Origin of the sequence: Microbacterium sp. zg-YB36, from assembly GCF_024623575.2 — a bacterium.
Taxonomy (GTDB): Bacteria; Actinomycetota; Actinomycetes; order Actinomycetales; family Microbacteriaceae; genus Microbacterium.
Genome location: NZ_JANJFD020000001.1, coordinates 928,881 through 953,154, shown reverse-complemented (window position 1 = coordinate 953,154; position 24,274 = coordinate 928,881). Strand labels below are relative to the sequence as shown.

Here is a 24,274-nt window from a genome sequence, read left to right as displayed (position 1 = left end):
GTCAGGCGACGATCGACACCGGTTCGGTGTCGGGGATGGGGCTGGCGTCCTTGCCGCGGAGGTCCGGGAAGCCCCGCACGAACAGCACCGACACCAGCACGCCGGCGACGGCGAACGCGGCGCCGGCGATGAACGCGCCCTGAGGGCCGATGCCGTCGATGAGGAATCCGGCGACGGCGGAGCCGGCGGCCGAGCCGATGAGCTGGCCGGTGCCGACCCAGCCGAACGATTCGGCCGTGTCGCTGAACTTCACACTCGCCGAGGTCATCGCGAACATGACCGCCAGAGCCGGGGCGATGCCGACGCCGGCGATGAGGAGCGACCCGCCGAGCCACCAGATGTCCAGGGACACCATGGTCAGCGCCAGTCCTGCGGCGACGATCGCGAAGCGGCGCGCCATCGCCCAGCGCCCGATGGGGATGTGCCCGAACCCGAGCCCGCCGGCGAGGCTGCCCACCGAGAACACCGCCAGGACGAGCCCGGCTTCGAGGCCGCCGTGGTCGAAGGTGGCAACGACCCCGGCCTCCACGGCTGCCGTGGCGCCGATGAGGAGGAATCCGGTGGCGGTGGCCAGCAGCACAGCCGGCTTGGTCAGCACCTTGCCGATCCGGCGGCGACTGCGAGGGATACGCACCCGGCCGAGCTCGGGGGAGGCGATGAACCAGGAGCAGCCGGCGAGCAGGATGACGACGATGCACACCAGCGCGGGCACCGTTCCCGCCTGCGTCGCGATGAAGGTGATGAGCACCGGCGCGATGATCCAGATGATCTCCTGCAGCGACGCGTCGAGGGAGAACAGCGGCGTGAGCTGGCGGGAGTTGACCATCTTGGGATAGATGGTGCGCACCGCCGGCTGCACGGGGGGTGTGGACAGGCCGGCGAGCAGGGCCACGGCCATGTAGCCGGGGACCACAAGTGGGACCAGCGCCAGCACGCTGATCGCGGCGGCGCAGATGAGGGTGGTGAGGATCAGCACCTTGCGCATACCCCACGCGCCCATCCAGCGGCTGGTCACCGGGCCGGCGACGGCCTGGCCGACCGAGGTGGCGGCCAGCACCAGGCCGGCAGCGCCGTAGGAACCGGTGACGTGCTCGATATGCAGCAGGATCGCCAGGCTGGTCATGCCGTTGGGGAAGCGCGCCGTCAGCTGCGCCGCCATGATGCGCCCCACGCCTGGGGTGCGCAGAAGATCCCGGTATCCCGCCACGTGGGTCAACGCTACCGCGACGCCTCGCGACACGCCGGAGGGGTCGATGCGCACCGAATGTGGATGTCGGAGGGTGCCTCTAGCGTGCTGCCTGTGGATGGATCTGGCCGCGGGCTGCGCGAGCCGCGTGATTCAGCGCCTTTTCAGGCATCGGACGATCTCGCGTCCTGTGGATGAAATGGTGGACAACCTGTGTTGTACATGGGGAGAGCGGTGGAAAACTACACGGATGTAACTACTATCCCTTGTGGTGCTTCTGAACGTCGGCACCCATATGTAGTATTGGACTCCCGGCGAGCAGATGCCGGGGACAACGAAGATTTTTGAGGGGAACACGGTCGACATGGCGATCACGGTCTACACCAAGCCTTCCTGCGTGCAGTGCAACGCGACCTACCGGGCACTGGACTCGAAGGGCATCGAATACGAGGTCCTGGACGTCTCCGAAGACGCCGCGGCGCTCGAGCACGTCAAGTCGCTGGGCTACCTGCAGGCGCCGGTCGTCGTCACCGACGAGGACCACTGGTCGGGCTTCCGTCCCGACAAGATCGCCGAGCTCGCCACGCGCCTGGCCTGAGGCCTCGATGTCCCGCGCCTCGGCGCGGACTCGGTCACCGGAGGGGGTGGACATGCAGGCAACCGCGACGCACGCGCCGCTGCTGGTCTACTTCTCCAGCCTGTCCGGTAACACGGCGAGATTCATCGAGAAGCTCGGGCTGCCGGCCGTGCGCATTCCCCTGCACGCGTCCGACGCCGCCCCTGCGGTCGACGAGCCCTTCGTCCTGGTCACGCCCACGTACGGCGGCGGTCAGGGCAGGGGCGAGGAGAAGGGTGCCGTACCCAAGCAGGTGATCCGGTTTCTCAACGACGAGAACAACCGGCGCCTGATCCGCGGAGTCATCTCCGCGGGCAATACCAATTTCGGCGAGGCGTTCTGCGTCGCCGGAGACATCATCAGCCGCAAGTGCAACGTGCCGCACTTGTATCGGCTGGAACTGTTCGGCACGCCGGAAGACGTCGATCGCATAGGCGAAGGACTGGAGCGATGGTGGAAGCAGCACTGACCGACAAGGGTTTCAAGATGGACACGCGATTCGAGGGCATGGATTATCACTCCCTCAACGCGATGCTCAACCTCTACGGCCCGGACGGCAAGATCCAGTTCGACGCCGACAAGCGTGCGGCGCGGGAGTTCTTCCTGCAGCACGTCAACCAGAACACCGTGTTCTTCCACTCCCTCGAGGAGAAGCTCGACTACCTCGTCGAGAAGGAGTACTACGAGCCGGCAGTGCTGGCGAAGTACTCGATGGAGTTCATCAAGCAGCTCAACGACTTCGCCTACGGCAAGAAGTTCCGCTTCGAGACCTTCCTGGGCGCGTTCAAGTACTACACCAGCTACACGCTGAAGACCTTCGACGGCAAGCGCTACCTGGAGCGGTTCGAGGACCGCGTCGTGATGACGGCGCTGGGCCTGGCCGACGGTGACGAGCGTCTCGCCACCGAGTACGTCGACGAGATCATCTCCGGCCGGTTCCAGCCGGCGACCCCGACGTTCCTCAACACCGGCAAGGCGCAGCGCGGCGAGCTGGTCTCCTGCTTCCTGCTGCGCATCGAAGACAACATGGAGTCGATCGCCCGCGGCATCAACTCCGCACTGCAGCTGTCCAAGCGCGGCGGCGGCGTGGCGCTGCTGCTGTCGAACATCCGCGAAGCGGGTGCGCCGATCAAGCAGATCGAGAACCAGTCCAGCGGCATCATCCCCGTCATGAAGCTGCTCGAAGACAGCTTCAGCTACGCCAACCAGCTGGGTGCGCGTCAGGGCGCCGGCGCGGTGTACCTGTCGGCGCACCACCCCGACATCCTGCGCTTCCTCGACACCAAGCGTGAGAACGCCGACGAGAAGATCCGCATCAAGACCCTGTCGCTGGGTGTCGTCATCCCCGACATCACGTTCGAGCTGGCCAAGAACGGTGAGGACATGTACCTGTTCTCGCCGTACGACGTCGAGAAGGTCTACGGCGTGCCCTTCGGTGACATCTCGGTGACCGAGAAGTACCGCGAGATGGTCGACGACGAACGCATCAAGAAGACGAAGATCAACGCGCGCGAGTTCTTCCAGACCCTCGCCGAGATCCAGTTCGAGTCGGGCTACCCGTACATCATGTTCGAGGACACGGTGAACAAGGCCAACCCGATCAAGGGTCGGATCAACATGTCCAACCTGTGCTCGGAGATCCTGCAGGTCAACACCCCGACCACCTACAACGAGGACCTCTCGTACAAGGAGATCGGCAAGGACATCTCCTGCAACCTCGGGTCGATGAACATCGCCCTGGCGATGGACGGCGGCAACCTCGCCAAGACGGTGGAGGCCAGCATCCGGGCCCTCACCGCGGTGAGCGAGCAGAGCCACATCCGCTCCGTGCGCTCGATCGAGGACGGCAACGACCGCTCCCACGCGATCGGCCTCGGGCAGATGAACCTGCACGGCTACCTCGCCCGGGAGCACGTCCACTACGGCTCCGAAGAGGGCCTGGACTTCACGAACATCTACTTCTACACGGTGCTGTTCCACGCCCTCCGGGCGTCGAACCTGCTCGCGATCGAACGAGGCACGGCCTTCGACGGCTTCGCCGACTCCACGTACGCGTCGGGGGAGTTCTTCGACAAGTACCTCGAGCAGGAGTGGGTCCCGCAGACCGAGAAGGTCAAGGAGATGTTCGCCGGCGTCCCGATCCCGACGCAGGACGACTGGCGCGAGCTGAAGGCGCTGATCCAGCAGCACGGCATCTACAACCAGAACCTGCAGGCCGTGCCGCCGACGGGCTCGATCTCGTACATCAACAACTCGACGAGCTCGATCCACCCGATCGCGTCGAAGATCGAGATCCGCAAGGAAGGCAAGCTCGGCCGCGTCTACTACCCGGCGCCGTTCATGACGAACGACAACCTGGAGTACTACCAGGACGCGTACGAGATCGGCTACGAGAAGGTCATCGACACGTATGCCGCCGCCACGCAGCACGTGGACCAGGGCCTGTCGCTGACGCTGTTCTTCAAGGACACCGCCACCACGCGTGACATCAACAAGGCCCAGATCTACGCATGGCGCAAGGGCATCAAGACCATCTACTACATCCGTCTGCGTCAGCTGGCCCTCGAGGGCACGGACATGGCCGAGTGCGTCTCCTGCATGCTGTGACCCGCGGTCACTGAGCGAACGCAGCGAGACGAAACGACGAAGGACATCGACATGACCGAAAAACTGCCGCTGCTGGACCACGTCCAGGCCATCAACTGGAACCGCATCGAAGACGACAAGGACCTCGAGGTCTGGAATCGCCTGGTGAACAACTTCTGGCTTCCCGAGAAGGTGCCGCTGTCCAACGACATCCAGTCGTGGAACACGCTCACCCCCGAGGAGCAGACGCTCACGATGCGGGTGTTCACCGGCCTGACGCTGCTGGACACCATCCAGGGCACCGTCGGTGCGGTCTCGCTCATCCCCGACGCGATCACCCCGCACGAGGAAGCCGTCTACACGAACATCGCGTTCATGGAGTCGGTGCACGCGAAGAGCTACTCGTCGATCTTCTCGACGCTGTGCTCGACGAAGGAGATCGACGAGGCCTTCCGTTGGTCCGTGGAGAACCCGAACCTTCAGAAGAAGGCTCAGATCGTCATGGAGTACTACCGGGGCGACGAGCCGCTCAAGCGCAAGGTGGCATCCACTCTGCTGGAGAGCTTCCTGTTCTACTCGGGCTTCTACCTGCCGATGCACTGGTCGTCGCGGGCGAAGCTGACCAACACCGCCGACCTCATCCGCCTCATCATCCGCGACGAGGCCGTGCACGGCTACTACATCGGCTACAAGTTCCAGAAGGGGCTCGAGCGGGTCGACCAGGCCAAGCGGGACGAGATCAAGGACTACACCTTCTCGCTGATGTACGAGCTCTACGAGAACGAAATGCAGTACACGCAGGACCTCTACGACTCGGTCGGCCTGACCGAGGACGTCAAGAAGTTCCTGCACTACAACGCCAACAAGGCGCTGATGAACCTCGGTTACGAGGCGATGTTCCCGGCCACGACGACGAATGTGAACCCCGCGATCCTGTCGGCGCTGTCCCCGAACGCGGACGAGAACCACGACTTCTTCAGCGGGTCGGGTTCGTCCTATGTCATCGGCAAGGCCGAGGCCACCGCAGATGAGGACTGGGACTTCTAGCCTTTCATCGCTTCGCGAAAAGCCCCGGTCGACCCTCCTCGCGAGGTGTCGGCCGGGGCTTTTCGGTGTCGCCCTCACGCGTCGCTTCAGGTGGCAGTTGTTGTCGCTTGGGGTGCGGGGAAGCGGCACGAACGGCCCTGAGCGCGTCGGTTTTCGCATGCGCAGGTGCAGCAAGCCCCTCGATGAGCGTCGGATGCCGCTGGCAGACTTGCTGCATGCTGCTCACCGACCTCGTCGACACCGCCGAAGCCGTGGCGGCCACGCGCTCCCGGCGGGCGAAGGTCGAGTCGCTCGCGGGCCTGTTGCGGCGCCTCGAGGCGGATGAACTCGCCCCGGCCCTCGGTCTGATGCTGGGCAAGCCGCGCCAGGGACGCATCGGCGTCGGGTGGCGCGGCCTGGCCTCCGCAGCGGGCGAGCCGGCGGCGGAACCGACCCTCACGATCGCCGACGTCGACGCCACGCTCGATGCGCTGGCGTCGGCATCCGGTGAGGGTTCGGCCCTACGCCGTTCCTCGGTGCTCACCGGGTTGCTCGGCCGTGCGACGGCGCGGGAGCAGGACTTCCTGCGCGGCGCGCTGCTGGGGGACGTGCGCACCGGCGCACTCGAGGGCGTCGTCACCGAGGCGATCGCCGCCGCCGCGGAGCGCCCCATCGCCACGGTGCGGCGCGCGGCGATGCTGTCGGGCGACCTCGGCGAGACGGCGCGCATCGCCCTTCACGGCACCGAGGCCGAGCTGGCGGGGACCGGTCTGGTCGTGGGGCGCGCCGTGCTGCCGATGCTTGCGAGCACCGCAGCCACGGCGGCGGAGGCGCTGGCCGCAGTGGGTGAGGCATCCGTGGAGTACAAGCTCGACGGCGCGCGCATCCAGGTGCACCGCAGCGGCGACGACGTGCGCATCTTCACCCGTAACCTCGCCGACATCACTCATCGCCTGCCCGAGATCGTCGACATCGTGCGGGCGATGCCGGTGCGCGACGTGGTGCTCGACGGCGAGACCCTCGCCCTCGATGAGGACGACGCGCCGCGTCCCTTCCAGGAGACGATGTCGCGGTTCGGTGCCGAGGTCGCCCGCGAGCTCGTGCTGCATCCGTGGTTCTTCGATGTGCTGCACCTCGACGGCCGGGATCTGATCGATGAGCCGCTGCGCACGCGGCTGGACGAGCTCGCCCGCATCGCTCCGGCTCACCGCATCCGAGGCGAGATCACGTCCGACCCCGAGGTCGCCGAGCGGGTCAGCCGCGATGCCCTCGCCGCCGGACACGAGGGCGTCGTCGTCAAGGCGATCGACTCGACCTATGCGGCGGGCCGTCGCGGATCGAGCTGGCTGAAGGTCAAGCCCGTCCACACGTTCGATCTCGTCGTGCTCGCCGTCGAGGGCGGATCGGGGCGTCGTGCGGGGATGCTCTCCAACCTCCACCTGGGTGCCCTCGACCCCGATGGCGAGTTCGGCGAGCCAGGGGGATTCGTGATGGTCGGCAAGACCTTCAAGGGCCTCACGGATGCCACGCTGCGCTGGCAGACCGAGCACTTCCCGACGATCGCGACCCACCGCACCCCGAACACGGTGTGGGTCGAACCGGTCACGGTCGTCGAGATCGCGATCGACGGCGTGCAACGCTCGCCCCGGTACCCCGGGGGGATCGCGCTGCGTTTCGCGCGCGTCAAGGCCTACCGCGGCGACAAGCGCGCCGAGGATGCCGACACGATCCAGACTTTGCGCGGGCTGTTGCGGTAGCGGGGCGGCGTCTCGCGCGCCGCCGGGGTCAGTCCCGGGGCGGCAGCTGCTGCAGCGTCCAGGTGTTCCCGTCCGGGTCGTCGAACGTCACGAATCGTCCCCACGCCTGCTCATCGACACCCCGGGCCTCGACCCCGGCAGCGCGAAGCTGGGCCAGCGCCGCGTCGGCATCCGCCACGACGACCTGGATGGAGTCCTGGCTGCCCGGTTCCATACGCGAGCCCAGCCCGGTGCCGAACGCGATCGAGCACGCCGACCCCGGCGGGGTCAGCTGCACGAACCGCAGACCCTCGTACGGAACCTGGTCGTGGTCGGCATGGAAGCCGATCTTCACGTAGAAGTCCTTCGCGCGGTCGACGTCCGTCACCGGCACGAAGATGAGCTCGATCTTCCAGTCCATGGCGTCCCCCTCAGCCTGGGATCCCGTCGGGATCGCTGTGCCGGTCACGCTACGCGCGGATCCGGACACATGCTGTCCTGGAGAGGGCGTGGCCAGATCGGGTCTTGGGTCGTGGGACCGTGTATGCCACCCTCGGAGCAGCGACGACGCACCGGGAGGGACGATGGACGAGATGCTGAAACCGATCCCCGCCGAGGTGCTGCGGATCGGCAGCGGCCGCACCCGGCGGTTCGTCGGGCGCGAGCACGGCGCAAGCCTGTCGTACTTCTTCGTCGACAACGACCCCGGTCAGGGCCCGGAGCTGCACCGACATCCGTACACCGAGACCTGGATCGTGCTGGAGGGCGAGGCCGACGTGACGATCGGCGATCGCGTCATGCGCGCGACGGCGGGGGACACCGTGACCGCGCAGCTGTGGACCTGGCATCGCTTCGTCAACTGCGGCACGTCGCGGCTGCGGATCGTCTGCATGCACGCGTCGCCGGTGATCATCCAGGAGTGGTGGGACTCCCGCGGCACGCTCGACATCCCCTCGCTGACCGACTGAAGGAGTGCACATGTCTTTCCAGGCCTACCTCGACGCCGTCGAGAAGAAGACCGGGCTCACCCCGCGGCAGCTGGTGGAGATCGCAGGGGAGAAGGGTTTCAATTCGTCGAGCCCTGCCGGTCCCATCGTGCAGTGGCTCGCCGATGACTACGGACTCGGGCGAGGGCACGCCATGGCGATGGTCCACGTCATCACGAAGGGGCCGCAGATCAGTGCGAAGCACGTCGGTAGCGGCGCCACGCACGCAGACCCGACCGACACGCTGTGGCTCGACGGAGCGGCTACCAACCCGCATCCCTGACGCGGCGGATCAGAACCGGGCCGAGAACCACCGTCGGTCTGCAGCAGCTGCCCGGTGACTCAGCGGCCCTGGGAGAGATGCGAGGGCGGCGGCGGCGTCGGAATTCAGGCTCACGAGCGCCGGCGGGGCCGAAATCCGCCCGAGCGGGCGGCTCAGCCTGAATTCCGACGTCGGTGGGCCGCGGACCCGCGGGATGGGTCGGGCTCAGCCGACCGTGGCAGGCACGCGCGCGGCGCGCGTGGCCCGGCGGCGCGCGACGAGCGCGGCGATCCACTCCACGACGAGCCAGAGCCACCCGGCGATCCAGACGAACGCTGCCAGCGAGGAGACACCGGAGGACAGCTCGGATGCTGCGCGGTCACCGGCCTGTCCGGTCCACAGCATGAAGGTCGATCCTCCGGGGCCGGTGTCGCCACCGTCGACGAGGAACAGACCGACGAGCACCACGGCGATGCTCGTCGCCCAGGCGGCGATCAGTCCGCGCAGGGCGGCAGGTCGCTCCCGCAACACGGCGCGCGGCGTGAGGTACCCGTTCACGGCGGCGGCGATCTGCACGCCATAGCCGATGAGCCACAGCGGTGCAGTGATGACGAGTGCGAGCATGACCCAGCCCGCCGAACCGAGCTTGAACACCAGCGCGATCGGCGGCAGCACAATGAGGGCGGTTGCGGTCAGAACCGCGATGGCGGGGCTCAGGGGGCGAGTCATTCCTCAATCATGGCCGCTCGTCAAGCCCACTCGCTCCAGGTCGATAGCATCGGGAGTATTGGTCTATTCGAGGGAGGAATCGCGATGAACGCTGAACGCCCCCCTTTCAGTCCTGTCATCTCGCTGCTGACGGTGTCTGCCATCTGGGATGCGCGACTGGGTGCCGCTCTGAAGTCGGTCGGACTCACGACGCGCAAGTACGGATTGCTCGCCCACGTCGGCGCAGAGCCCGGCATCTCCTTCAGTGAACTGGCCCGCCGCAGCCAGATCACGGTGCAGACCGCGCACACGGCCGTGCGCGCCCTCGCCAGTGCGGGGATGGTGACGGATGCCACGGCTCACGCCGGCGCGGCATCCGACCTGCGCGTGACGAAGAAGGGCCAGCGCGCCCTCGACAGCGCCGAGGCGCTCGTGGCGGACCTGGACGTCACCTTCACCGCGACCCTTCCGGGTCTGGCCGCCGCGCTGCAGGGGCTGCACGAGCGGCCCTTCGGTGAAGCGCCGCCGGCCGCCTAGCCTTCAGGTAGGCTGAAGGTATGTTCCGCACGCCACTCGCTCTGTTCCGCACTCTCGCGATCGCAGAGGCCGTGTCGTGGACACTGCTGATCGCCGGGCTGGTGCTGCGGGCCACCGCGGACCTGGACATCGCCGTGTCGATCGGGGGAGGGGTGCACGGGTTCGTCTTCCTGTCGTACGCGGTGACCGCCGTCGTCGTCGCGAAGAACAACCGCTGGTCGCCGTGGCCGGCCACGGTCGCCATCGCCGCCGCCGTGATCCCGTACGCCACCATCCCCGCCGAGATCTGGCTGCAGCGCACCGGGCGTCTGGCGGGCACCTGGCGCCCCGACGAGACGGCCGACCCCCGCGATGGCACCTGGCACGACCGGCTGTTCCGCACGCTGCTGCGGCATCCATTGCTGTTCGCCGTCGCGCTCGCCCTGGGCGTGGCCGTGGTCTTCACGGTGCTGCTGATCGTCGGCCCGCCCGGACGCTGAACCCACCACGCGGGCACCGCGCCCCCCCAGAGAAGGAGCTGACATGCTGTCGATCGGCATCGCCGCCGCCGCAGGCCCGGGGGTCGCGGCCGAACTCGCACCCCTCCTGGAGCGCGCCGGCTTCCACGGCCTGTGGGTCAACGACACCCCCGGCGCCGACGCCCTCGAGGTGCTCGCGGCCGCCGCCGCGGCATCCGAGCATCTCGTGCTCGCGACCGGCGTGCTGCCGATCGACCGGCGGCCTGCCGCGGAGATCCTGCGGGAGGTCGATCGCCTCGCCCTCCCGCAGCACCGGCTGGTGCTGGGCATCGGGTCCGGTCAGCTGAGGACGGGTGCATTGGATGCCGTGGCGGGTGCTGCCCGGATGCTGCGCGCCGGGACGCAGGCGCGCGTCGTGGTGGGCGCTCTCGGCCCGCGCATGCGCGGACTGGGCGCGACGACGGCGGACGGGTTGCTGCTGAGCTGGCTGACACCCGCGGCCGCGGCGGAGCAGGCCCGCGCCGCGCACGCCGCCGCTCCCGACGCGCACGTCGCGCTATACGTGCGTACGTCGCTTCATCCGGACGCGGACGGGCCACTCGCGGCGGAGACCGCCCGGTACGGCGGGTTCCCCGCCTACGCGGCCAACTTCGCGCGACTCGGATTCGCCGCCGAGCAGACGGTGATCGACAGCTCCGCCGACCTGCGCGAGGTCGTCGCGGCCTACCGCGGCGGTGTCGACGAAGTGGTGCTGCGTGCCATCGTCCCCGCCGCCGATCCGGCGGCCTACCGGGAATTCACGGAGCAGGTCGCACGCACCCTGACGCCGTGATTGCACAATCCGCGGCAAAGAAACAGTCGGCAACGGAATTTCTCAACCGTCGCCACGTTTGATTACCTGTCATGGTGAGCACTGAAACGATCACAACCGAGCCCGAAACCCACGCCGAATGGGTGCGCGCCCGTCGTAAGACGGTGACCGCGCCGCACGGGGCGCTCTCGCTCGTGCTCACGCACTGGTCCGCTCCGGGCGAGCCGCCCGTCGATGAGGCCGTCGCCCGTGAGGGTCACCCGGCGTCCGCGCTGTTCACGCGCCTGCAGCGCACCGATATCGAGACCGGCCTGCCCCAGGAGGCGTATCGCATCTGGCGTCAGGATTCCCCGGCGAACCTGGCGTTCGAAGACATCGAGCGCTACCCCTACGACCCCGCCTGGGTGCTCGAGGGCCGGTTCGAACTCGTCGACCAGCAGCGGGTCGTGCCGTTCGAGCACATCCGGGATGCCGGTGCCACGCGGGGTCTGCCCGTCTCGGGGGATCTCGTGTTCACCGTCGACGGCACCGAGTACCGCCTGAGCGCGTTCGACACCGTCTACGGCGGCACCGCCAGCCTGCAGCTGGTGTTCGGAGACCGCACCAACGGGGCCGAGACCTACGGTGCTGGTCGCTTCCTGGTGCTGGACCACCCCGCCTCCGGCGGCACCCTGCGCCCGGGCGACAGCATCCCGATCACGATCGACTTCAACCGCGCCACCGTGCCGCCCTGCGGGTTCTCGAACCAGATGAACTGTCCGCTGCCGCCGCTGCAGAACCGGCTGCCGTTCGCGCTGCGCGCGGGCGAGAAGCGCGTGCGCTTCGCCGACGGCTTCACCCTCTGACCTCCGCGACACCCCAACATCTTGAACACGGCGCCGTCCCGGGCCGCCGAGCCGCACCACTTCACAGCAAAGGACCCGACGTGACCTCACGCCGCCCAAATCGAATCCTCGCCGCGTCCGCCGCGGCATCCGCCGGTCTGCTCGTCCTGGCCGGCTGCGCGTCGGGCGGGTCTGCCGACTCCTCCGGCGACGACGCCACCGCCGCGGAGATCGTGGTCGGCTCGCAGAACGAGCCCACCAACCTCGACCAGATCTTCGGCGGCTCGTCGGGTGTGACCGAGGTGTTCACCGGCAACGTGTACGAGGGCCTGTTCCGCATCACCGACGACGCCGAGGTCGAGCCGCTCCTGGCTGCCGAGACCGAGGTGTCCGAGGACGGCCTGGTCTACACGTTCACCCTCGCCGACGCCGCGTTCCACTCCGGCGAAGAGCTCAGTGCCGAGGACGTGAAGTACAGCCTGGAGCGCTTCGTGGGCGAGGAGTCGATCGCCGCGCGCAAGAGCCAGCTGAGCGTCATCGACCACATCGACGTCGTCGACGACCAGACCGTCGCCGTCACGCTGAAGCAGCCGTCGATCAGCTTCACCTACAACCTCGGCTATGTGTGGATCGTCAACGAGGATGCCGGGGATCTCACCACCTCCTCCGACGGCACCGGCCCCTACGCCCTCGCCGACTACCGCAAGGGCGACTCGATCACCCTCGACGTCAACGAGGACTACTGGGGCGAGGCTCCCGCCAACGGCGGTGTGGTCTACCAGTACTACGCCGACCCGACCGCACTGAACAACGCGCTGCTGACCGGCGCCGTGGATCTGGTCACCAGCCAGTCCAACCCCGACAGCCTGGGCGAGTTCGAAGCCGCCGGGTTCGAGATCATCGAGGGCACCTCCACCACGAAGGAGCTGCTCGCGTTCAACGACCGGCTCGCGCCGTTCGACGACGCCAACGTGCGCAAGGCGATCTACTCCGCGATCGACCGCGAGAAGCTGCTCGACGCGATCTGGGACGGCCGCGGTGAGCTCATCGGCTCGATGGTGCCGCCGTCGGAGCCGTGGTACCTGGACCTCGCCGACAACAACCCCTACGACGTGCAGTTGGCAGAACAGCTGCTGGCGGATGCCGGCTACGCCGACGGGTTCACGTTCACCATCGACACCCCCGACTCCGGAGTGCACTCCACGGTGGCGGAGTTCCTCAAGTCGGAGCTGGCGAAGGTCGGCGTGACGGTGGAGATCAACATCATCACCGATGACGAGTGGTACCAGAAGGTCTACACCGACAAGGACTTCGAGGCGACCCTGCAGGGCCACGTCAACGACCGCGACATCAACTTCTACGGCAACCCCGACTTCTACTGGGGCTACGACAACGCCGACGTGCAGAACTGGCTGGCCCAGTCGGAGGCGGCATCCTCGGTCGAAGAGCAGACCGAACTGATCGCCCAGGCGAACCAGCAGATCTCCGACGACGCCGCGAGCGTGTGGCTGTACCTCAACCCGCAGCTGCGCATCGCGGCGGAAGGGGTGACCGGCGTGCCGGAGAATGGACTGAACTCACTGTTCTACGTGTACGACATCACGAAGGCGTAGCAAATCACCCGGTACCTGCTTCGACGAACAGGATTGTTGCTGCTGGCGTTCGCGCTGGCGGTGACAATCCTGTTCGTCGTGCTGCGGGTACTCGGAAATCCGGTGTTCGCGCTGATCTCGGTCGGGGCGACGGATGCCGAGATCGCCGCGGCCGCCGCGCGCCTCGGGGTGGACCGGCCGATCCACGAGCAGTACTTCGCCTACATCGGGCAGCTGCTGTCGTTCGACCTCGGCCAGTCGTTCACCAACCACCTGTCCGTCGGTGACGAGATCCTGCGGCGGCTGAACGTGACCCTGCCGCTGACGCTGCTGGCGTTCACGCTGTCGGTGCTGATCGCGGTGCCGGTCGGCTTCTTCGCCGCGTGGAAGTCGCGCACCTGGTACGGCACCGCGTTCTCGGCCGCGTCGCAGCTGGGCGGGGCGGTGCCGGTGTTCTGGGTCGGCATCCTGCTCGTGGCGGTGCTGTCGCTGGGCTGGCGCATCTTCCCCGCCGGCGGCTTCCCCCGCACCGACTGGGAGGACCCCGGGGCCGCGCTGTATTCGCTGACCCTGCCGGTGCTGACCATCGCGCTGGTCGCCGGCAGCGACCTGGCCCGCTACGTCCGCAGCGCCACGCTGGACATCCTCGGACAGCAGTACCTGCGCGCCGCGCGTGCCTCCGGCCAGAGCTTCGCCACCGCGCTGCTGCGCCACGGGGTGCGCAACGGGGTGGTGCCGCTGATCTCGATCCTCGCGATCCAGCTGTCCACGACCTTCGTCGGGGCGGTCATCATCGAGCGTGTGTTCGCGTTGCCGGGGCTGGGGGACATGCTGCTGGTGGGGATCAAGGAGCAGGATTTCCCGAGCGTGCAGGGCGTGCTGCTGTTCTCCACCGCCCTCGTGCTGGTGCTGGGGTTCATCGCCGACGTGCTCCAGCGCATCATCGACCCGCGGCTCCGGGGCTCCATCTCCGGCAACCGGCGAGCGAAGGCCGTGGCATGACCGCGACGACCCTGCCCGAAGCGGCGACGCCATCCGTCGTCCCGGCCGCCCGTCGCCGCGTGCGCCGGTCGGTCAACCTCGCCGTCGGCGCCGCGCTGTTCGGCCTGATCGCCGTGATCGGCCTGGTCTCGGTATTCTGGACGCCGTTCGCGTACGACGACACCACCGGCGACCGGCTGCAGCCGCCGTCGCTGGAGCACTGGGCCGGCACCGACCGCCTCGGCCGCGACCTGTTCACGCAGCTGATGATCGGGGCGCGCCTGGCCCTCGCGGTGGGGTTCGGTTCGGTCGCGATCGCCGCGATCGTGGGGATCACGCTGGGACTTGCCGCCGCGATTGCCCGGCGCTGGGTGGACGATGCCATCTCGAGCCTGCTCGACATCGCGATCGCGTTCCCGACGCTGCTGCTGGCGATGCTCATCGTGGCCTGGCGGGGCGCGTCGCTGGAGTCGGCGATCCTCGCGATCGGGCTGGCGGGGGCGGCGATCATCGCCCGGCTGACCCGCATCACCGCCACCCGGGTGCTGGCGATGGACTACGTCACCGCGGCGCGCACGTCCGGCACCGGGGTGTTCGGCATCATCCGCCTGCACGTGCTGCGCAACGTCTGGCCCACGCTCATCGTGCCGCTCGCGCTGCAGTTCGGCGGCGCCGTGGGCGCCGAGGCGTCACTGTCGTACCTCGGGCTCGGGTCGCCGCCGCCCAACGCGTCGTGGGGGCGGATGCTGCAGGAAGCGCAGAGCACGGTGCTGGTCGCCCCGACCGCCGCGATCCTCCCCGGCATCCTGCTGGTCGCCCTCATCATCAGCGTCAATCTGCTCGCCGACGGCCTGCGGGACGTCGCCGACCCGACCTCGCGGAGCATCCGATGAGCGCCCTGCTGAGCGTCGCGGGCCTGGGCGTGCGCATCGACGGGCCGGACCCGGTCGATCTCGTACACGCGGTGGACGTCGTGCTGCAGCCGGGGGAGCGCCTCGGGATCATCGGCGAGTCGGGCTCGGGCAAGTCCCTTACGGCGCTGGCGGTGCTGGGGCTGCTCGGGCACCCGCTGGTCGCGCGCGGCTCGGTGCGCGTTGCTACCGCCGGCGGCGAGGTGGAGGTCGTCGGCACTCCGTCGCGGCGACTGGACAAGGTGCGCGGGGCGACGATGAGCGCGGTGTTCCAGGAGCCGCTGTCGTCGCTGGACCCGCTGATGCGGGTCGGCAAGCAGGTGGCGTGGCCGCTGGCCCACCATGGCGGGCTGCGCGGCGATGCGCTGCGCCGCGGCGTGCTCGACGCCCTCGCCGACGTGCAGCTGAGCGACCCGGAGCGCATCGCGCGGTCGTACATCCATGAGATCTCCGGGGGGCAGCGGCAGCGCGTCGCGATCGCGCTGGCCCTGGCGGCGGGCCCTCAGCTGCTCATCGCCGACGAGCCGACCACCGCGCTGGATGTCACGGTGCAGGCCGGCATCCTGGACCTGCTGCAGCGCGAAGTCACCGAACGGGGCATGGCGCTGATCTTCATCAGCCACGACCTGCCCGTCGTCTCGGGCATCGCCGACCGTGTGCTGGTGATGCGCGGCGGTCGGCAGGTGGAGCTGGGGGAGACGACGCGGATCCTCGGCGCGCCGGCCGACCCCTACACGGCAAAGCTCGTCGCGGCATCCCGCCGGCTCGACGACTTCCTGCCGCGCGCGAGCGAAGGACTGGGCGCATGACGGCTGCCGAGCAGACGCCGCTCCTCGCGGCGGAGAACGTGACCTTCGCGTACGGGCGCGATGCCCCCGTGCTGCGCGAGGTGTCGGTGGCGCTCGCGCCGGGGGAGAGCCTCGGCCTCGTGGGCGAATCCGGTGCGGGCAAGACGTCGCTGCTGCGGCTGCTGCTGGGGCTCGCGGCGCCGACGGGCGGGCGCGTGCTGTTCGACGGGCGGCCGCTGCAGCTGCGGTCGGCGGCGACGATGCGGGACTTCCGCCGCGCGGTGCAGCCGGTGTACCAGGACCCGTTCTCGTCGCTGGATCCTCGCATGACGGTGGGGGAGTCGATCGCCGAACCGCTGCGGTCGCTGCGTCTTGCCGGCGACCGGGAGTCGCGTGACGCGCGGGTGGCGGAGCTGCTGGCCGCGGTGGATCTGCCGGTGGATGCCACCGAACGCTACCCCGAGGCCTTCTCAGGCGGCCAGCGGCAGCGCATCGCGATCGCACGCGCCTTGGCGCCGCGGCCCCGGCTGATCCTCGCCGACGAGCCGGTGAGCGCGCTGGACACCTCGGTGCGCATGCACGTGATCGAACTGTTCCAGCGCCTGGCGCGCGAGCAGAGGATCGGGATGCTGCTGGTCTCCCACGACCTGACGATCGTGTCGGCGCTGTGCGGGCGGATGGCGGTGCTGGAATCCGGCCGGATCGTCGAGGAGGGGCCGACCCAGCGCCTGCTCACCGCACCCGAGCATCCGTACACCCGCCGCCTGCTGGCATCCGTCCCGCGCCTGCCGGTCTGAGCCCGGGTGGCCGCGTGCCGGTTCTTCGGAGATCGGCGGGTTTTCAAAGCGGATCGGGGTTGTGGCTCCGAAGTTGTGGCGTTCTCCGAAGTTGTGGCGCGGGCGGGCGGGCGGGTCAGCGGCGGGTGGAGACCGTCACGGTGAACTTCGCGTCGCGGGCGACCTGCCGGGTGGGGCCGACGAGACGCTCGAGCGCGGGGCGGTAGCGCAGCGGCGAGTTCCAAACGCACCACAGTTCCCCGCCGGGGCGCAGCGCCCGTGCGGCATCGGCGAACAGCCGCGGGGCCAGGGCATCGGTGACGGCCGCGCCGCTGTGGAACGGCGGATTGAGCGCGACGAACGCCGCCGACCCGTCGGGCTGCGCCGACAGCGCGTCGTCGCGGACGACCGTCACCCGGTCGCCCACACCGTTGGCATTCGCCGTCGCGCGCGCCGAAGCCACCGCAGCCGCCGACGCGTCGGACGCGTACACCTGCAGGGACGGATGCCGCATCGCCAGCGTCACCGCAATGACCCCGGTGCCGCAGGCCAGGTCCACCACGAGCCCTCCGGAGGGAAGCACCTGCGGCAGGTGTGCCAGCAGCAGCCGCGTGCCGATGTCGATGCGGGCGCCGGCGAACGCGCCGCCGTAGGCGCAGACCACGAGTCCGTCGTGCCGCTCGCGGGCGGGCACCGGGTCCGCGCCGTCATGCGGTCCGCGGGCCACCAGCACCCGCGCCTTCTGCCGTGCGTGGGTCACATCCACCCGGGTGAAGTACTCCCGCAGCACGTCGTTCATCGCCAGCGACATGTGCTTGATGCGGCCGCCGGCGAACACCACGACGTCGGGGTGCGCGTGCGCCGCGACCAGTCCGGCGGTGTCGCGCAGTGCCGCGAGCGACCGCGGCAGCCGCAGCAGCACCACCCGCGCGTCCTGCACCAACTCGGTCTCCAGCGGCAGCGACCGCACCCGGTCGGCGAGCCCGAACGTGGCGGCGTTGGCCGCGAGGGCCTGCTCCCCGGTCACGGCATCCTGGTGAACGCGGATGCCGCTCGCGCCCGCGTCGGCTGCACCCAGCGCCAGCGCGCCGTACGCGTCACCGATGACGATTAGCTCACCGTCACCGGCCGCAGCCCGCGCCGCGGCGGATTCGTCCAACAGCAGCCGGTCGGCGGCGTCGACGGCCCCCAAACCGGCATCCTCGACGTCCGGCCAACGCCGCAGCGAATCGAGGTCGATCATGCGTCCTCGGCGTAGCGCAGGCGGCTGTCCGCGGGGGTGCATTCGTCACCGATGCGGATGCCGTCGGCGATGCGGCCCGCGTCGCGCAACTGCTGCAGCTGCGCGACGGTGCGTCGACGCAACTCCCACGGGTCGATCGTGTTGACGTAGATCTTGGTGCCGCCCTCGAACCCGGCCGGGTTGGAGGTGCGCCATTTCAGCACGACCCGCCACGGCATGGGCCACGGCGCCCCCGGCGGCCGGTAGTGCCACTCCTCATTGGTCGGCACGTGCGGCCCGGTCGCGGCGTGCAGCGCGTGCACCAGGTCGGACATCGCCCGCACCTCGGCGCCCGTGTGCTCGTGGGGGAGGTTCGCGGGGGAGGTGGAGTACACCTCGAACGCCGGGTACCGGTGCCCGACGCCGGCGAACGCCACGGCACCGTCGGTCGCGGCCACGACGAGCCCTTCCTGCACCGACATGTCGGCGATCGCGTGCTGGTACAGGCCGTGATCGGCCGACAGCATCCGCAGCTCGTGGTCCAGCTGCGGGCCGGGTTCGTCGATCGCGACCAGCTGCTTGTGCAGATGCTCGAACGAGGCGCCGGCGGCGCGCAGCCAGTTCTGGAAGACGGCGACGTACGCGGCGTTCGGCTGGGCCCGGAGGATCTCCTGCAGCGATTGCACCGTGAAGGCGATGTAGACGGCGTGCTCGTCGGGTGTGAGCAGCCCCGAGGATGCCAGTTCGTCGTCGGTCCGCGCGCCGTCGGTGACGTGACGGCGCGCCACGATGACGTCGTGCGACCCGCCGACCAGATCCAGCGCCGCCTCTTCCAGGCTCTGCGGCGTGCCAGAGGCCCGCGCGCGGATCGCAGCGAGGTACTCCAGATGCTGCCGTCCGACGGGGTCGGCCAGGTAGTCCTGCGCCCACTGCACGACCTGCGTGGGCTGGCGGAACCCGTGGTTCTCGCGCCAGTACTCGGCCGAGACGATCTCGAACAGGTTGCCGAAGCGGCGGAACTCCGCGACGGTGTCGGACAGCTCCCGGGCCGGGATGCGCCGCAGCTGCTGGAAGTCGGGCCCGACCAGGCGCACCTTCTCGGGCGTGGTCTCCAGGTACCGGTCCTCGCAGAACGCGCACAGTCGTCGTTCCTGGCCGGGGGCCAGTTGCACGACGTCCTCACGCGGGGTGAACAGGGGCCGCCCAGCGCGGCCGGGGACGGTCCACACGCGAGTACCGGTCAGCGGACCGACCTGTTTGACCGTGCCGTCCGGCATCCGCTGCAGGGGAGGGCGTTGCCTGGCATCGCTCACGCCATCAGCCTAACCTCGTGCCCTGTCAACCCGTCGACGCCCCCGCCGGGGTGGAGTTGACTGCCCCCATGAAAACCGTCGCGCGCTGGTTGCTGGCCGCCTTCATGCTGTTCGCCGGCCTGAGCCACCTGTTCTGGGCTCGCCGGGAGTTCCAGGCCCAGGTGCCCGACTGGATCACCGAGACGGTCCCCATCGACAAGGACGGCGTGGTCGTGGCATCCGGGGTCGTCGAAGCCGCGTTCGGGGCGGCGCTCATCGCGCTGCCCAAGGAACGGCGCCGCATCGGCGCCGCCCTCGCGGCGTTCTTCGTCGCCGTCTTCCCCGGCAACATCGCCCAGTACACCCAGCACCGTGACGGCTTCGGGCTCGACACCGACCAGAAGCGCCTCGTGCGGCTGTTCTTCCAGCCGTTGCTGGTCGCCTGGGCGCTGTGGTCGACGTCCCCCGCTTGCCCGGGGTCGCGTCAGCGCGCGTCGGGGTGGAAGCGCACCTGACGGGTGTTGCCCTCTTCGCGCAGTTCGACCACGGCCGGGTACTCGCGCAGGAAGTCGGTGAACGACTTGTGGCCGAGCTCCTTCTCGCTGAACGACGGGTCCATGCGCCGCATGAGGTCCTTGACCGCCGACGCGTTGACCCACTCGTCGTCGGTGCGCACGCCCTCCAGGCGCAGCGCACGTTCGAGCAGCTCGGTCGCCGGGTCCACCACGCGCTTGCGCGCGCGGGACCGTGCCGGCGTGGAGTCCTTCTTCTCCGTCGGGTCCGGGCGGGAGACTCCCGGGAGCGAGTCGTAGGAGTCGAACTGGTCGCATGCGGCAGCGAGGGACTTCGCGGTGGATCCGGCCACGCCCACACCCACCACGACCCGGCCGAGTCGCTTGCAGCGCTGCGCGAGCGGCACGTAGTCGCTGTCGCCGCCGACGATGACCACGTGGGTCAGGTCGGGCAGGCGGAACATGTCCTCCACGACGTCCACTGCCAGGCGGATGTCGGCGCCGTTCTTGGCATACGCGGCGGCGGGGAACAACTGCACGAGATCGACGGCGCGGGCGACCAGCTGGGCGCGGTACTCGGCGTTGACCGGCATCGACCAGTCGGCGTAGGCGCGGGTGAGAACGAGCGTCCCGAAGGATGCCGCATAGTCGATGATCGCGCCGACGTCGATGGTCGCCGCGGCGAGCCGCCCGGCCACTTCGGGCTCGGAAGCGTCGGCGGCGATCTTCTGGCGGTCCCGGGAGTACGCGTTGCGGCCGTGCACCCGGTCGTACCAGCTCATGACGATGTTGTCGAAGTCGAGATAGACCGCGACGCGTGCCGGCTGAGGGTCGGCCATGCTCATGCCTCCTGGGGGTAGTGCACGCCGATCTGCGCGCGGATGTCGTCGAGGGTGCCCATGATCGCGACGCTCTCGTCGAGGGGCAGTTCGTCGCTGTCGACTCGGCCGGTGGCGATGAGGCGTTCGGCTGCAAGCGCCTGGTACTGCATCCCGCGCCCGTCGACCTCGGAGGTGTACTCCTCGAGCACGGTGCCGTCGGGGGCGGTCAGGCGGAAGGTGGTGGGGGCGTACCAGGTGCGGTCGATGTCGATGCGCGCCTCGGTGCCGACCACGTGGGCGGTGTTGGGACCCGCGCCGCGCGAGGACGACACGGTGGTCGAGACGGCGCCGGTGCCGTGGGTCATGACCGTGGCGACCTCGGCATCCGCCCCGGTGTCGATCAGGCGCGCGACCGCGCGCACCGACGTCGGGGCGCCCAGGACGTCCCAGGCGAACGAGATCGGATAGATGCCCAGATCCAGCAGCGCGCCGCCGCCCAGCTCGATGGCGTTGAGCCGGTGCGTCGGGTCGGTGGAGATCTTCTGCGTGTGGTCGGCGAAGACGGTGCGCACCTCGCCCAGTGCGCCGCCGGCGATGAGCTCGCGGATGCGCACCATGTGCGGCAGGTAGCGCGTCCACATCGCCTCCATCGCCAGCAGGCCGGTGCGGCGGGCGACGTCGCGCACGGCAGCGGCCTCGGCGGCGGTGAGGGTGAACGGCTTCTCGACGAGCACGTGCTTGCCCGCTTCGAGCATCGCGATGGCGTTCTCGGCGTGGGCCGGGTGCGGGGTCGCGATGTAGACGATGTCCACGTCGGGGTCGGCAGCGAGCTCCTCGTACGATCCGTGCGCGCGAGGGATCGCGAACTCGTCGGCGAAGCGCTGCGCCGACGCAGCGGTGCGCGAGCCGACGGCGGCGACGGTCAAACCCGCGGTGCGCAGGTCACTTGTGAAAGCGTGGGCGATGCCGCCCGTGGCGAGGATCCCCCAGCGAAGTCCGGTCATCCTTCGAGCGTACCCGGCGCGGCCCCGCAGCCAGGCTCGACGCGTGGCATCTCTCACGTGTTGCGTCCCGGCGTGCGGGGCGGCACCTCCGAGACGGCCAGCAGGAACGCGGCGATCTGGATGCCCGGGCCTTCGAGCACGGGGCCGCGGCCGAACTCCCACCCGTCGTCGGTGGCTCGCACGGTGTGACCGGCGACGACCGCGCGGCGCGGGAGCGGCGCTGTCGTTGCGGCGTAGAGCGCGACAGCGCCGGTGACCTGCGGCGGCACATGTGGCGCGCTGCCGGTGCGGCCGGTGAGCAGCAGATAGGCGCGGACGGTGTGCGCCAGTGAGCGGATGCCGCGGCGGCGGCCGTCGCGTACCCGCGCGGCGAGGGCGAGAAGGCCCGGTTCGTCGGGTGTGGCATCCTCGCGCAGCCTCGCCTCGGTGAGGAAGTCACGGGCGAGGGTGGACGCCTGCTGCGGCGGTGCGGCGGCGATCACGCCCGCCGCCGCGACGATGACGTCGGTGGTCTGGGCGCGGCGGTCGCTGGTGACGGCCGACTCGTCACCGGGCTTGCGCTGGCTCAGCGGCAGGAAGCGTCCGAGATCCGACATGCCGGAAGTTTAGGCCGGGGGTGTGTCGTGCCCACGTGCGAATGCTCGCGTCGCGCGGGGTGAGCCCCCATAATGGGACGGATTGATGTGAACGTGCACATGCGAGGCGGGCGGGGATGACCGACGAGGCGAGCGGCAGACGCCCCAGCATCCGTGACGTCGCCCGGCTGTCGGGTGTCTCGCACCAGACCGTGTCCCGCGTGCTCAATCACCACCCCAGCATCCGGCCCGAGACCCGCGATCGCGTGCTGTCGGTCATGGCCGATCTGCAGTTCAGCCCGAACCGGGCCGCGCGGGCACTGGTGACCAGCCGTTCCCAGACGATCGGCATCCTCGCCGCCACCAGTTCGCAGTACGGTCCCGCCTCGTCCATCGCCGCGATCGAGTCGGCCGCCCGCGCGCGCGGTTACTGGGTGTCCACGGCCAACGTCGAGGCATCCGACCCGCTGTCGATCCCGGCGGGGCTGTCGCACCTGATGGCCCAGTCCATCGAGGGGCTCGTCGTCATCGCCCCGCAGGTGCGGGTGATCCGGGCGCTGGCCGCACAGCGCATCGACATCCCCTACGTCACGCTGCAGTCGACTGATCTCGACCCGGGGCACACCCTCTCGGTCGACCAGATCGCCGGTGCCCGTCTGGCCACCCGGCATCTCATCGAGCTGGGCCACCGTGACATCTACCACCTCGCCGGTCCGCAGGACTGGATCGAGGCCGAAGCGCGCATGCGCGGGTTCCTCGAGGAGATGAGCGATGCCGACATCCCCACGACCGCGCCGATCCTGGGCGACTGGAGCGCCGAATTCGGCTACTACGCCGGCCGAGAGCTGCTGCGGGTGCGCGATTTCACCGCGATCTTCTCCTCCAACGATCAGATGGCGCTCGGGCTCATCCACGCCATCCGCGACGAGGGTCTCGACGTCCCGCGCGACATCAGCATCGTGGGATTCGACGATATTCCGGAATCGGCACATTTCTGGCCGCCGTTGACCACGGTGCGACAGGACTTCGCCGAACTCGGCCGCCGCTGCGTGGATCTGCTGCTGGGCGCGAGCGCGGGGTCGGTGCAGACCGCGGACACCGCGCTGGTGCCCGAACTCGTCGTGCGTGCGTCGGCTATGGCGCGCGCTCGCGTCTGACGCGGTGTTACCAAGCCGAGACCCGCGACTGCTTGACATGCACCGGCGCGGCATCGCTATAGTCGTCCCAATGTGAACGGTCACATTGGCCGTCGCGATCAACATCGGACACCGTTGAACCGGCGAGGGAGCCCACCGTGGCAATTGGCAGTGACGCCGAGCGCAAGCAGCGCTACGTCACCGGCGTCAAGACCGAGGTCGCCGTCGCGCGGGTGCGGGCGGAGGTCGCGGCGTTGCACGCCGAGTTGGTGCGGTACGGGCTGGTGGTGTGGACGGGTGGGAATGTGTCGGGGCGGGTGCCGGGGGCGGATCTGTTCGTGATCAAGCCGTCGGGGGTGTCGTATGACGAGCTGGGTCCGGAGAACATGATCCTGTGCGACCTGGACGGCGCCGTGGTTGCGGGGACGCCGGGCGGTGACCGGTCACCGTCCAGCGATACCGCGGCGCATGCGTTCGTGTATCGGAACATGCCGGCGGTGGGTGGGGTGGTGCACACGCATTCGCCGTATGCCACGGCGTGGGCCGCGCGGGGTGAGGCGATCCCTTGTGTGATCACCGCGATGGCGGATGAGTTCGGTGGGGAGGTGCCGGTGGGTCCGTTCGCGATCATCGGGGACGATTCCATCGGCCGGGGCATCGTGGACACCCTCACCGGGCACCGGTCGCGGGCGGTGTTGATGCAGGGTCACGGGCCATTCACGATCGGGGCGACGGCGCGGGATGCGGTCAAGGCCGCGGTGATGGTGGAAGACGTCGCCCGCACCGTGCATCTGGCCCGGCAGGGCGGGGAACTTTCCCCGATCCCGCAGGATGCGATCGACCGGCTCTACGACCGGTACCAGAACGTGTACGGCCAGACCACCGACGACCGTCGGTAGCCCTACCGGGCAAACGGTCAACAACGAAA

General features: G+C 69.2%; 27 protein-coding genes. 19 read left to right on the top strand and 8 right to left on the bottom strand.

Annotated features, from left to right (window positions below; translation table 11 throughout):
• Position 1: 1 nt before the first annotated feature.
• The gene (locus NQ151_RS04690) at positions 2 to 1,207 is read right to left on the bottom strand and encodes an MFS transporter (RefSeq protein WP_257527153.1); all 1,206 of its coding nucleotides are present in this window, start codon (positions 1,205 to 1,207) and stop codon (positions 2 to 4) included.
• A 343-nt stretch (positions 1,208 to 1,550) separates the two neighbouring features.
• Between NQ151_RS04690 and nrdH the strand changes: the two genes are divergently transcribed.
• The 5 genes from nrdH to NQ151_RS04665 all read left to right on the top strand — a co-directional run bounded on the left by nrdH (position 1,551) and on the right by NQ151_RS04665 (position 7,171).
• Positions 1,551 to 1,784, top strand: coding sequence for a glutaredoxin-like protein NrdH (gene nrdH / locus NQ151_RS04685; protein WP_257508365.1), 234 nt, complete (start codon positions 1,551 to 1,553; stop codon positions 1,782 to 1,784).
• 52 nt (positions 1,785 to 1,836) lie between these two features.
• A complete protein-coding gene (nrdI, locus tag NQ151_RS04680) occupies positions 1,837 to 2,271 on the top strand; it encodes a class Ib ribonucleoside-diphosphate reductase assembly flavoprotein NrdI (protein WP_257508366.1) in 435 nt (144 codons plus the stop codon).
• Positions 2,253 to 4,409, top strand: coding sequence for a class 1b ribonucleoside-diphosphate reductase subunit alpha (gene nrdE, locus NQ151_RS04675; RefSeq protein WP_257508367.1), 2,157 nt, complete (start codon positions 2,253 to 2,255; stop codon positions 4,407 to 4,409). Before nrdI ends, nrdE begins: the two co-directional genes overlap by 19 nt.
• Before the next feature lie 51 nt (positions 4,410 to 4,460).
• Positions 4,461 to 5,435, top strand: a complete 975-nt coding sequence (nrdF, locus tag NQ151_RS04670; protein ID WP_257527152.1) for a class 1b ribonucleoside-diphosphate reductase subunit beta — start codon at positions 4,461 to 4,463, stop codon at positions 5,433 to 5,435.
• A 215-nt stretch (positions 5,436 to 5,650) separates the two neighbouring features.
• Positions 5,651 to 7,171: an ATP-dependent DNA ligase gene (locus NQ151_RS04665; RefSeq protein WP_257527151.1), complete on the top strand. Its 1,521-nt coding sequence runs from the start codon at positions 5,651 to 5,653 to the stop codon at positions 7,169 to 7,171.
• 28 nt (positions 7,172 to 7,199) lie between these two features.
• Here the strand turns inward: NQ151_RS04665 and NQ151_RS04660 are convergent, their stop codons facing one another.
• Complete coding sequence (locus NQ151_RS04660) at positions 7,200 to 7,571, bottom strand: VOC family protein (protein ID WP_257508373.1); 372 nt, start codon at positions 7,569 to 7,571, stop codon at positions 7,200 to 7,202.
• Positions 7,572 to 7,743: 172 nt separating this feature from the next.
• On the opposite strand from NQ151_RS04660, the gene NQ151_RS04655 reads away from it, so the two are divergent.
• Together NQ151_RS04655 and NQ151_RS04650 are read left to right on the top strand one after the other, a co-directional pair.
• The gene (locus NQ151_RS04655; protein WP_257527150.1) at positions 7,744 to 8,118 is read left to right on the top strand and encodes a cupin domain-containing protein; all 375 of its coding nucleotides are present in this window, start codon (positions 7,744 to 7,746) and stop codon (positions 8,116 to 8,118) included.
• A 10-nt stretch (positions 8,119 to 8,128) separates the two neighbouring features.
• On the top strand, positions 8,129 to 8,419 hold the full coding sequence (locus NQ151_RS04650) for a DUF4287 domain-containing protein (RefSeq protein ID WP_257508375.1): 291 nt from the start codon (positions 8,129 to 8,131) through the stop codon (positions 8,417 to 8,419).
• Between the two features lie 204 nt (positions 8,420 to 8,623).
• Here NQ151_RS04650 and NQ151_RS04645 read toward each other — a convergent pair whose 3' ends face one another.
• On the bottom strand, positions 8,624 to 9,127 hold the full coding sequence (locus tag NQ151_RS04645) for a hypothetical protein (protein WP_257527149.1): 504 nt from the start codon (positions 9,125 to 9,127) through the stop codon (positions 8,624 to 8,626).
• Positions 9,128 to 9,211: 84 nt separating this feature from the next.
• Between NQ151_RS04645 and NQ151_RS04640 the strand changes: the two genes are divergently transcribed.
• From NQ151_RS04640 to NQ151_RS04600, 9 genes are all read left to right on the top strand, one after another.
• Entirely contained in the window at positions 9,212 to 9,643 is a 432-nt protein-coding gene (locus tag NQ151_RS04640) for a MarR family winged helix-turn-helix transcriptional regulator (protein ID WP_257508377.1), read from the top strand.
• A 20-nt stretch (positions 9,644 to 9,663) separates the two neighbouring features.
• A complete protein-coding gene (locus NQ151_RS04635) occupies positions 9,664 to 10,122 on the top strand; it encodes a DUF3817 domain-containing protein (protein ID WP_257527148.1) in 459 nt (152 codons plus the stop codon).
• Positions 10,123 to 10,165: 43 nt separating this feature from the next.
• Positions 10,166 to 10,933, top strand: coding sequence for an LLM class flavin-dependent oxidoreductase (locus NQ151_RS04630; protein ID WP_257527147.1), 768 nt, complete (start codon positions 10,166 to 10,168; stop codon positions 10,931 to 10,933).
• 71 nt (positions 10,934 to 11,004) lie between these two features.
• Entirely contained in the window at positions 11,005 to 11,757 is a 753-nt protein-coding gene (locus NQ151_RS04625) for a DUF1684 domain-containing protein (protein WP_257527146.1), read from the top strand.
• 80 nt (positions 11,758 to 11,837) lie between these two features.
• Complete coding sequence (locus tag NQ151_RS04620) at positions 11,838 to 13,349, top strand: ABC transporter substrate-binding protein (RefSeq protein WP_257527145.1); 1,512 nt, start codon at positions 11,838 to 11,840, stop codon at positions 13,347 to 13,349.
• Positions 13,350 to 13,385: 36 nt separating this feature from the next.
• Entirely contained in the window at positions 13,386 to 14,330 is a 945-nt protein-coding gene (locus NQ151_RS04615; protein WP_502883554.1) for an ABC transporter permease, read from the top strand.
• The gene (locus NQ151_RS04610) at positions 14,327 to 15,202 is read left to right on the top strand and encodes an ABC transporter permease (protein WP_257527144.1); all 876 of its coding nucleotides are present in this window, start codon (positions 14,327 to 14,329) and stop codon (positions 15,200 to 15,202) included. Before NQ151_RS04615 ends, NQ151_RS04610 begins: the two co-directional genes overlap by 4 nt.
• Positions 15,199 to 16,029 (top strand): ATP-binding cassette domain-containing protein, encoded by an 831-nt coding sequence (locus NQ151_RS04605; protein ID WP_257527143.1) that lies wholly within the window; start codon positions 15,199 to 15,201, stop codon positions 16,027 to 16,029. The genes NQ151_RS04610 and NQ151_RS04605 overlap by 4 nt, the downstream gene beginning before the upstream one ends.
• Entirely contained in the window at positions 16,026 to 16,805 is a 780-nt protein-coding gene (locus NQ151_RS04600; protein WP_257527142.1) for an ABC transporter ATP-binding protein, read from the top strand. The genes NQ151_RS04605 and NQ151_RS04600 overlap by 4 nt, the downstream gene beginning before the upstream one ends.
• A 115-nt stretch (positions 16,806 to 16,920) precedes the next feature.
• On the opposite strand, the gene NQ151_RS04595 is transcribed toward NQ151_RS04600, so the two are convergent.
• Together NQ151_RS04595 and NQ151_RS04590 are read right to left on the bottom strand one after the other, a co-directional pair.
• On the bottom strand, positions 16,921 to 18,027 hold the full coding sequence (locus NQ151_RS04595) for a class I SAM-dependent methyltransferase (protein ID WP_257527141.1): 1,107 nt from the start codon (positions 18,025 to 18,027) through the stop codon (positions 16,921 to 16,923).
• Positions 18,024 to 19,283 (bottom strand): DUF4921 family protein, encoded by a 1,260-nt coding sequence (locus NQ151_RS04590; protein ID WP_285891847.1) that lies wholly within the window; start codon positions 19,281 to 19,283, stop codon positions 18,024 to 18,026. The genes NQ151_RS04595 and NQ151_RS04590 overlap by 4 nt, the downstream gene beginning before the upstream one ends.
• Positions 19,284 to 19,387: 104 nt before the next feature.
• Here NQ151_RS04590 and NQ151_RS04585 point away from each other — a divergent pair, with 104 nt between their 5' ends.
• A complete protein-coding gene (locus tag NQ151_RS04585) occupies positions 19,388 to 19,813 on the top strand; it encodes a DoxX family protein (protein ID WP_257527139.1) in 426 nt (141 codons plus the stop codon).
• Here the strand turns inward: NQ151_RS04585 and NQ151_RS04580 are convergent.
• Genes NQ151_RS04580 through NQ151_RS04570 form a run of 3 tightly spaced genes read right to left on the bottom strand, consistent with a single transcriptional unit; the run spans position 19,783 to position 22,231 of the window.
• A complete protein-coding gene (locus tag NQ151_RS04580; protein WP_257508388.1) occupies positions 19,783 to 20,649 on the bottom strand; it encodes an NYN domain-containing protein in 867 nt (288 codons plus the stop codon). The two genes, NQ151_RS04585 and NQ151_RS04580, sit on opposite strands and share 31 nt — an antisense overlap.
• Before the next feature lie 2 nt (positions 20,650 to 20,651).
• Positions 20,652 to 21,635 (bottom strand): Gfo/Idh/MocA family protein, encoded by a 984-nt coding sequence (locus tag NQ151_RS04575; RefSeq protein WP_257527138.1) that lies wholly within the window; start codon positions 21,633 to 21,635, stop codon positions 20,652 to 20,654.
• A gap of 53 nt (positions 21,636 to 21,688) precedes the next feature.
• The gene (locus tag NQ151_RS04570; RefSeq protein ID WP_257527137.1) at positions 21,689 to 22,231 is read right to left on the bottom strand and encodes a hypothetical protein; all 543 of its coding nucleotides are present in this window, start codon (positions 22,229 to 22,231) and stop codon (positions 21,689 to 21,691) included.
• Between the two features lie 116 nt (positions 22,232 to 22,347).
• Between NQ151_RS04570 and NQ151_RS04565 the strand changes: the two genes are divergently transcribed.
• Both NQ151_RS04565 and NQ151_RS04560 read left to right on the top strand, forming a co-directional pair.
• Positions 22,348 to 23,367 (top strand): LacI family DNA-binding transcriptional regulator, encoded by a 1,020-nt coding sequence (locus tag NQ151_RS04565; protein ID WP_257527136.1) that lies wholly within the window; start codon positions 22,348 to 22,350, stop codon positions 23,365 to 23,367.
• Positions 23,368 to 23,510: 143 nt separating this feature from the next.
• Positions 23,511 to 24,245, top strand: a complete 735-nt coding sequence (locus NQ151_RS04560; RefSeq protein WP_257527828.1) for an L-ribulose-5-phosphate 4-epimerase — start codon at positions 23,511 to 23,513, stop codon at positions 24,243 to 24,245.
• The last annotated feature ends 29 nt before the right edge of the window (positions 24,246 to 24,274 follow it).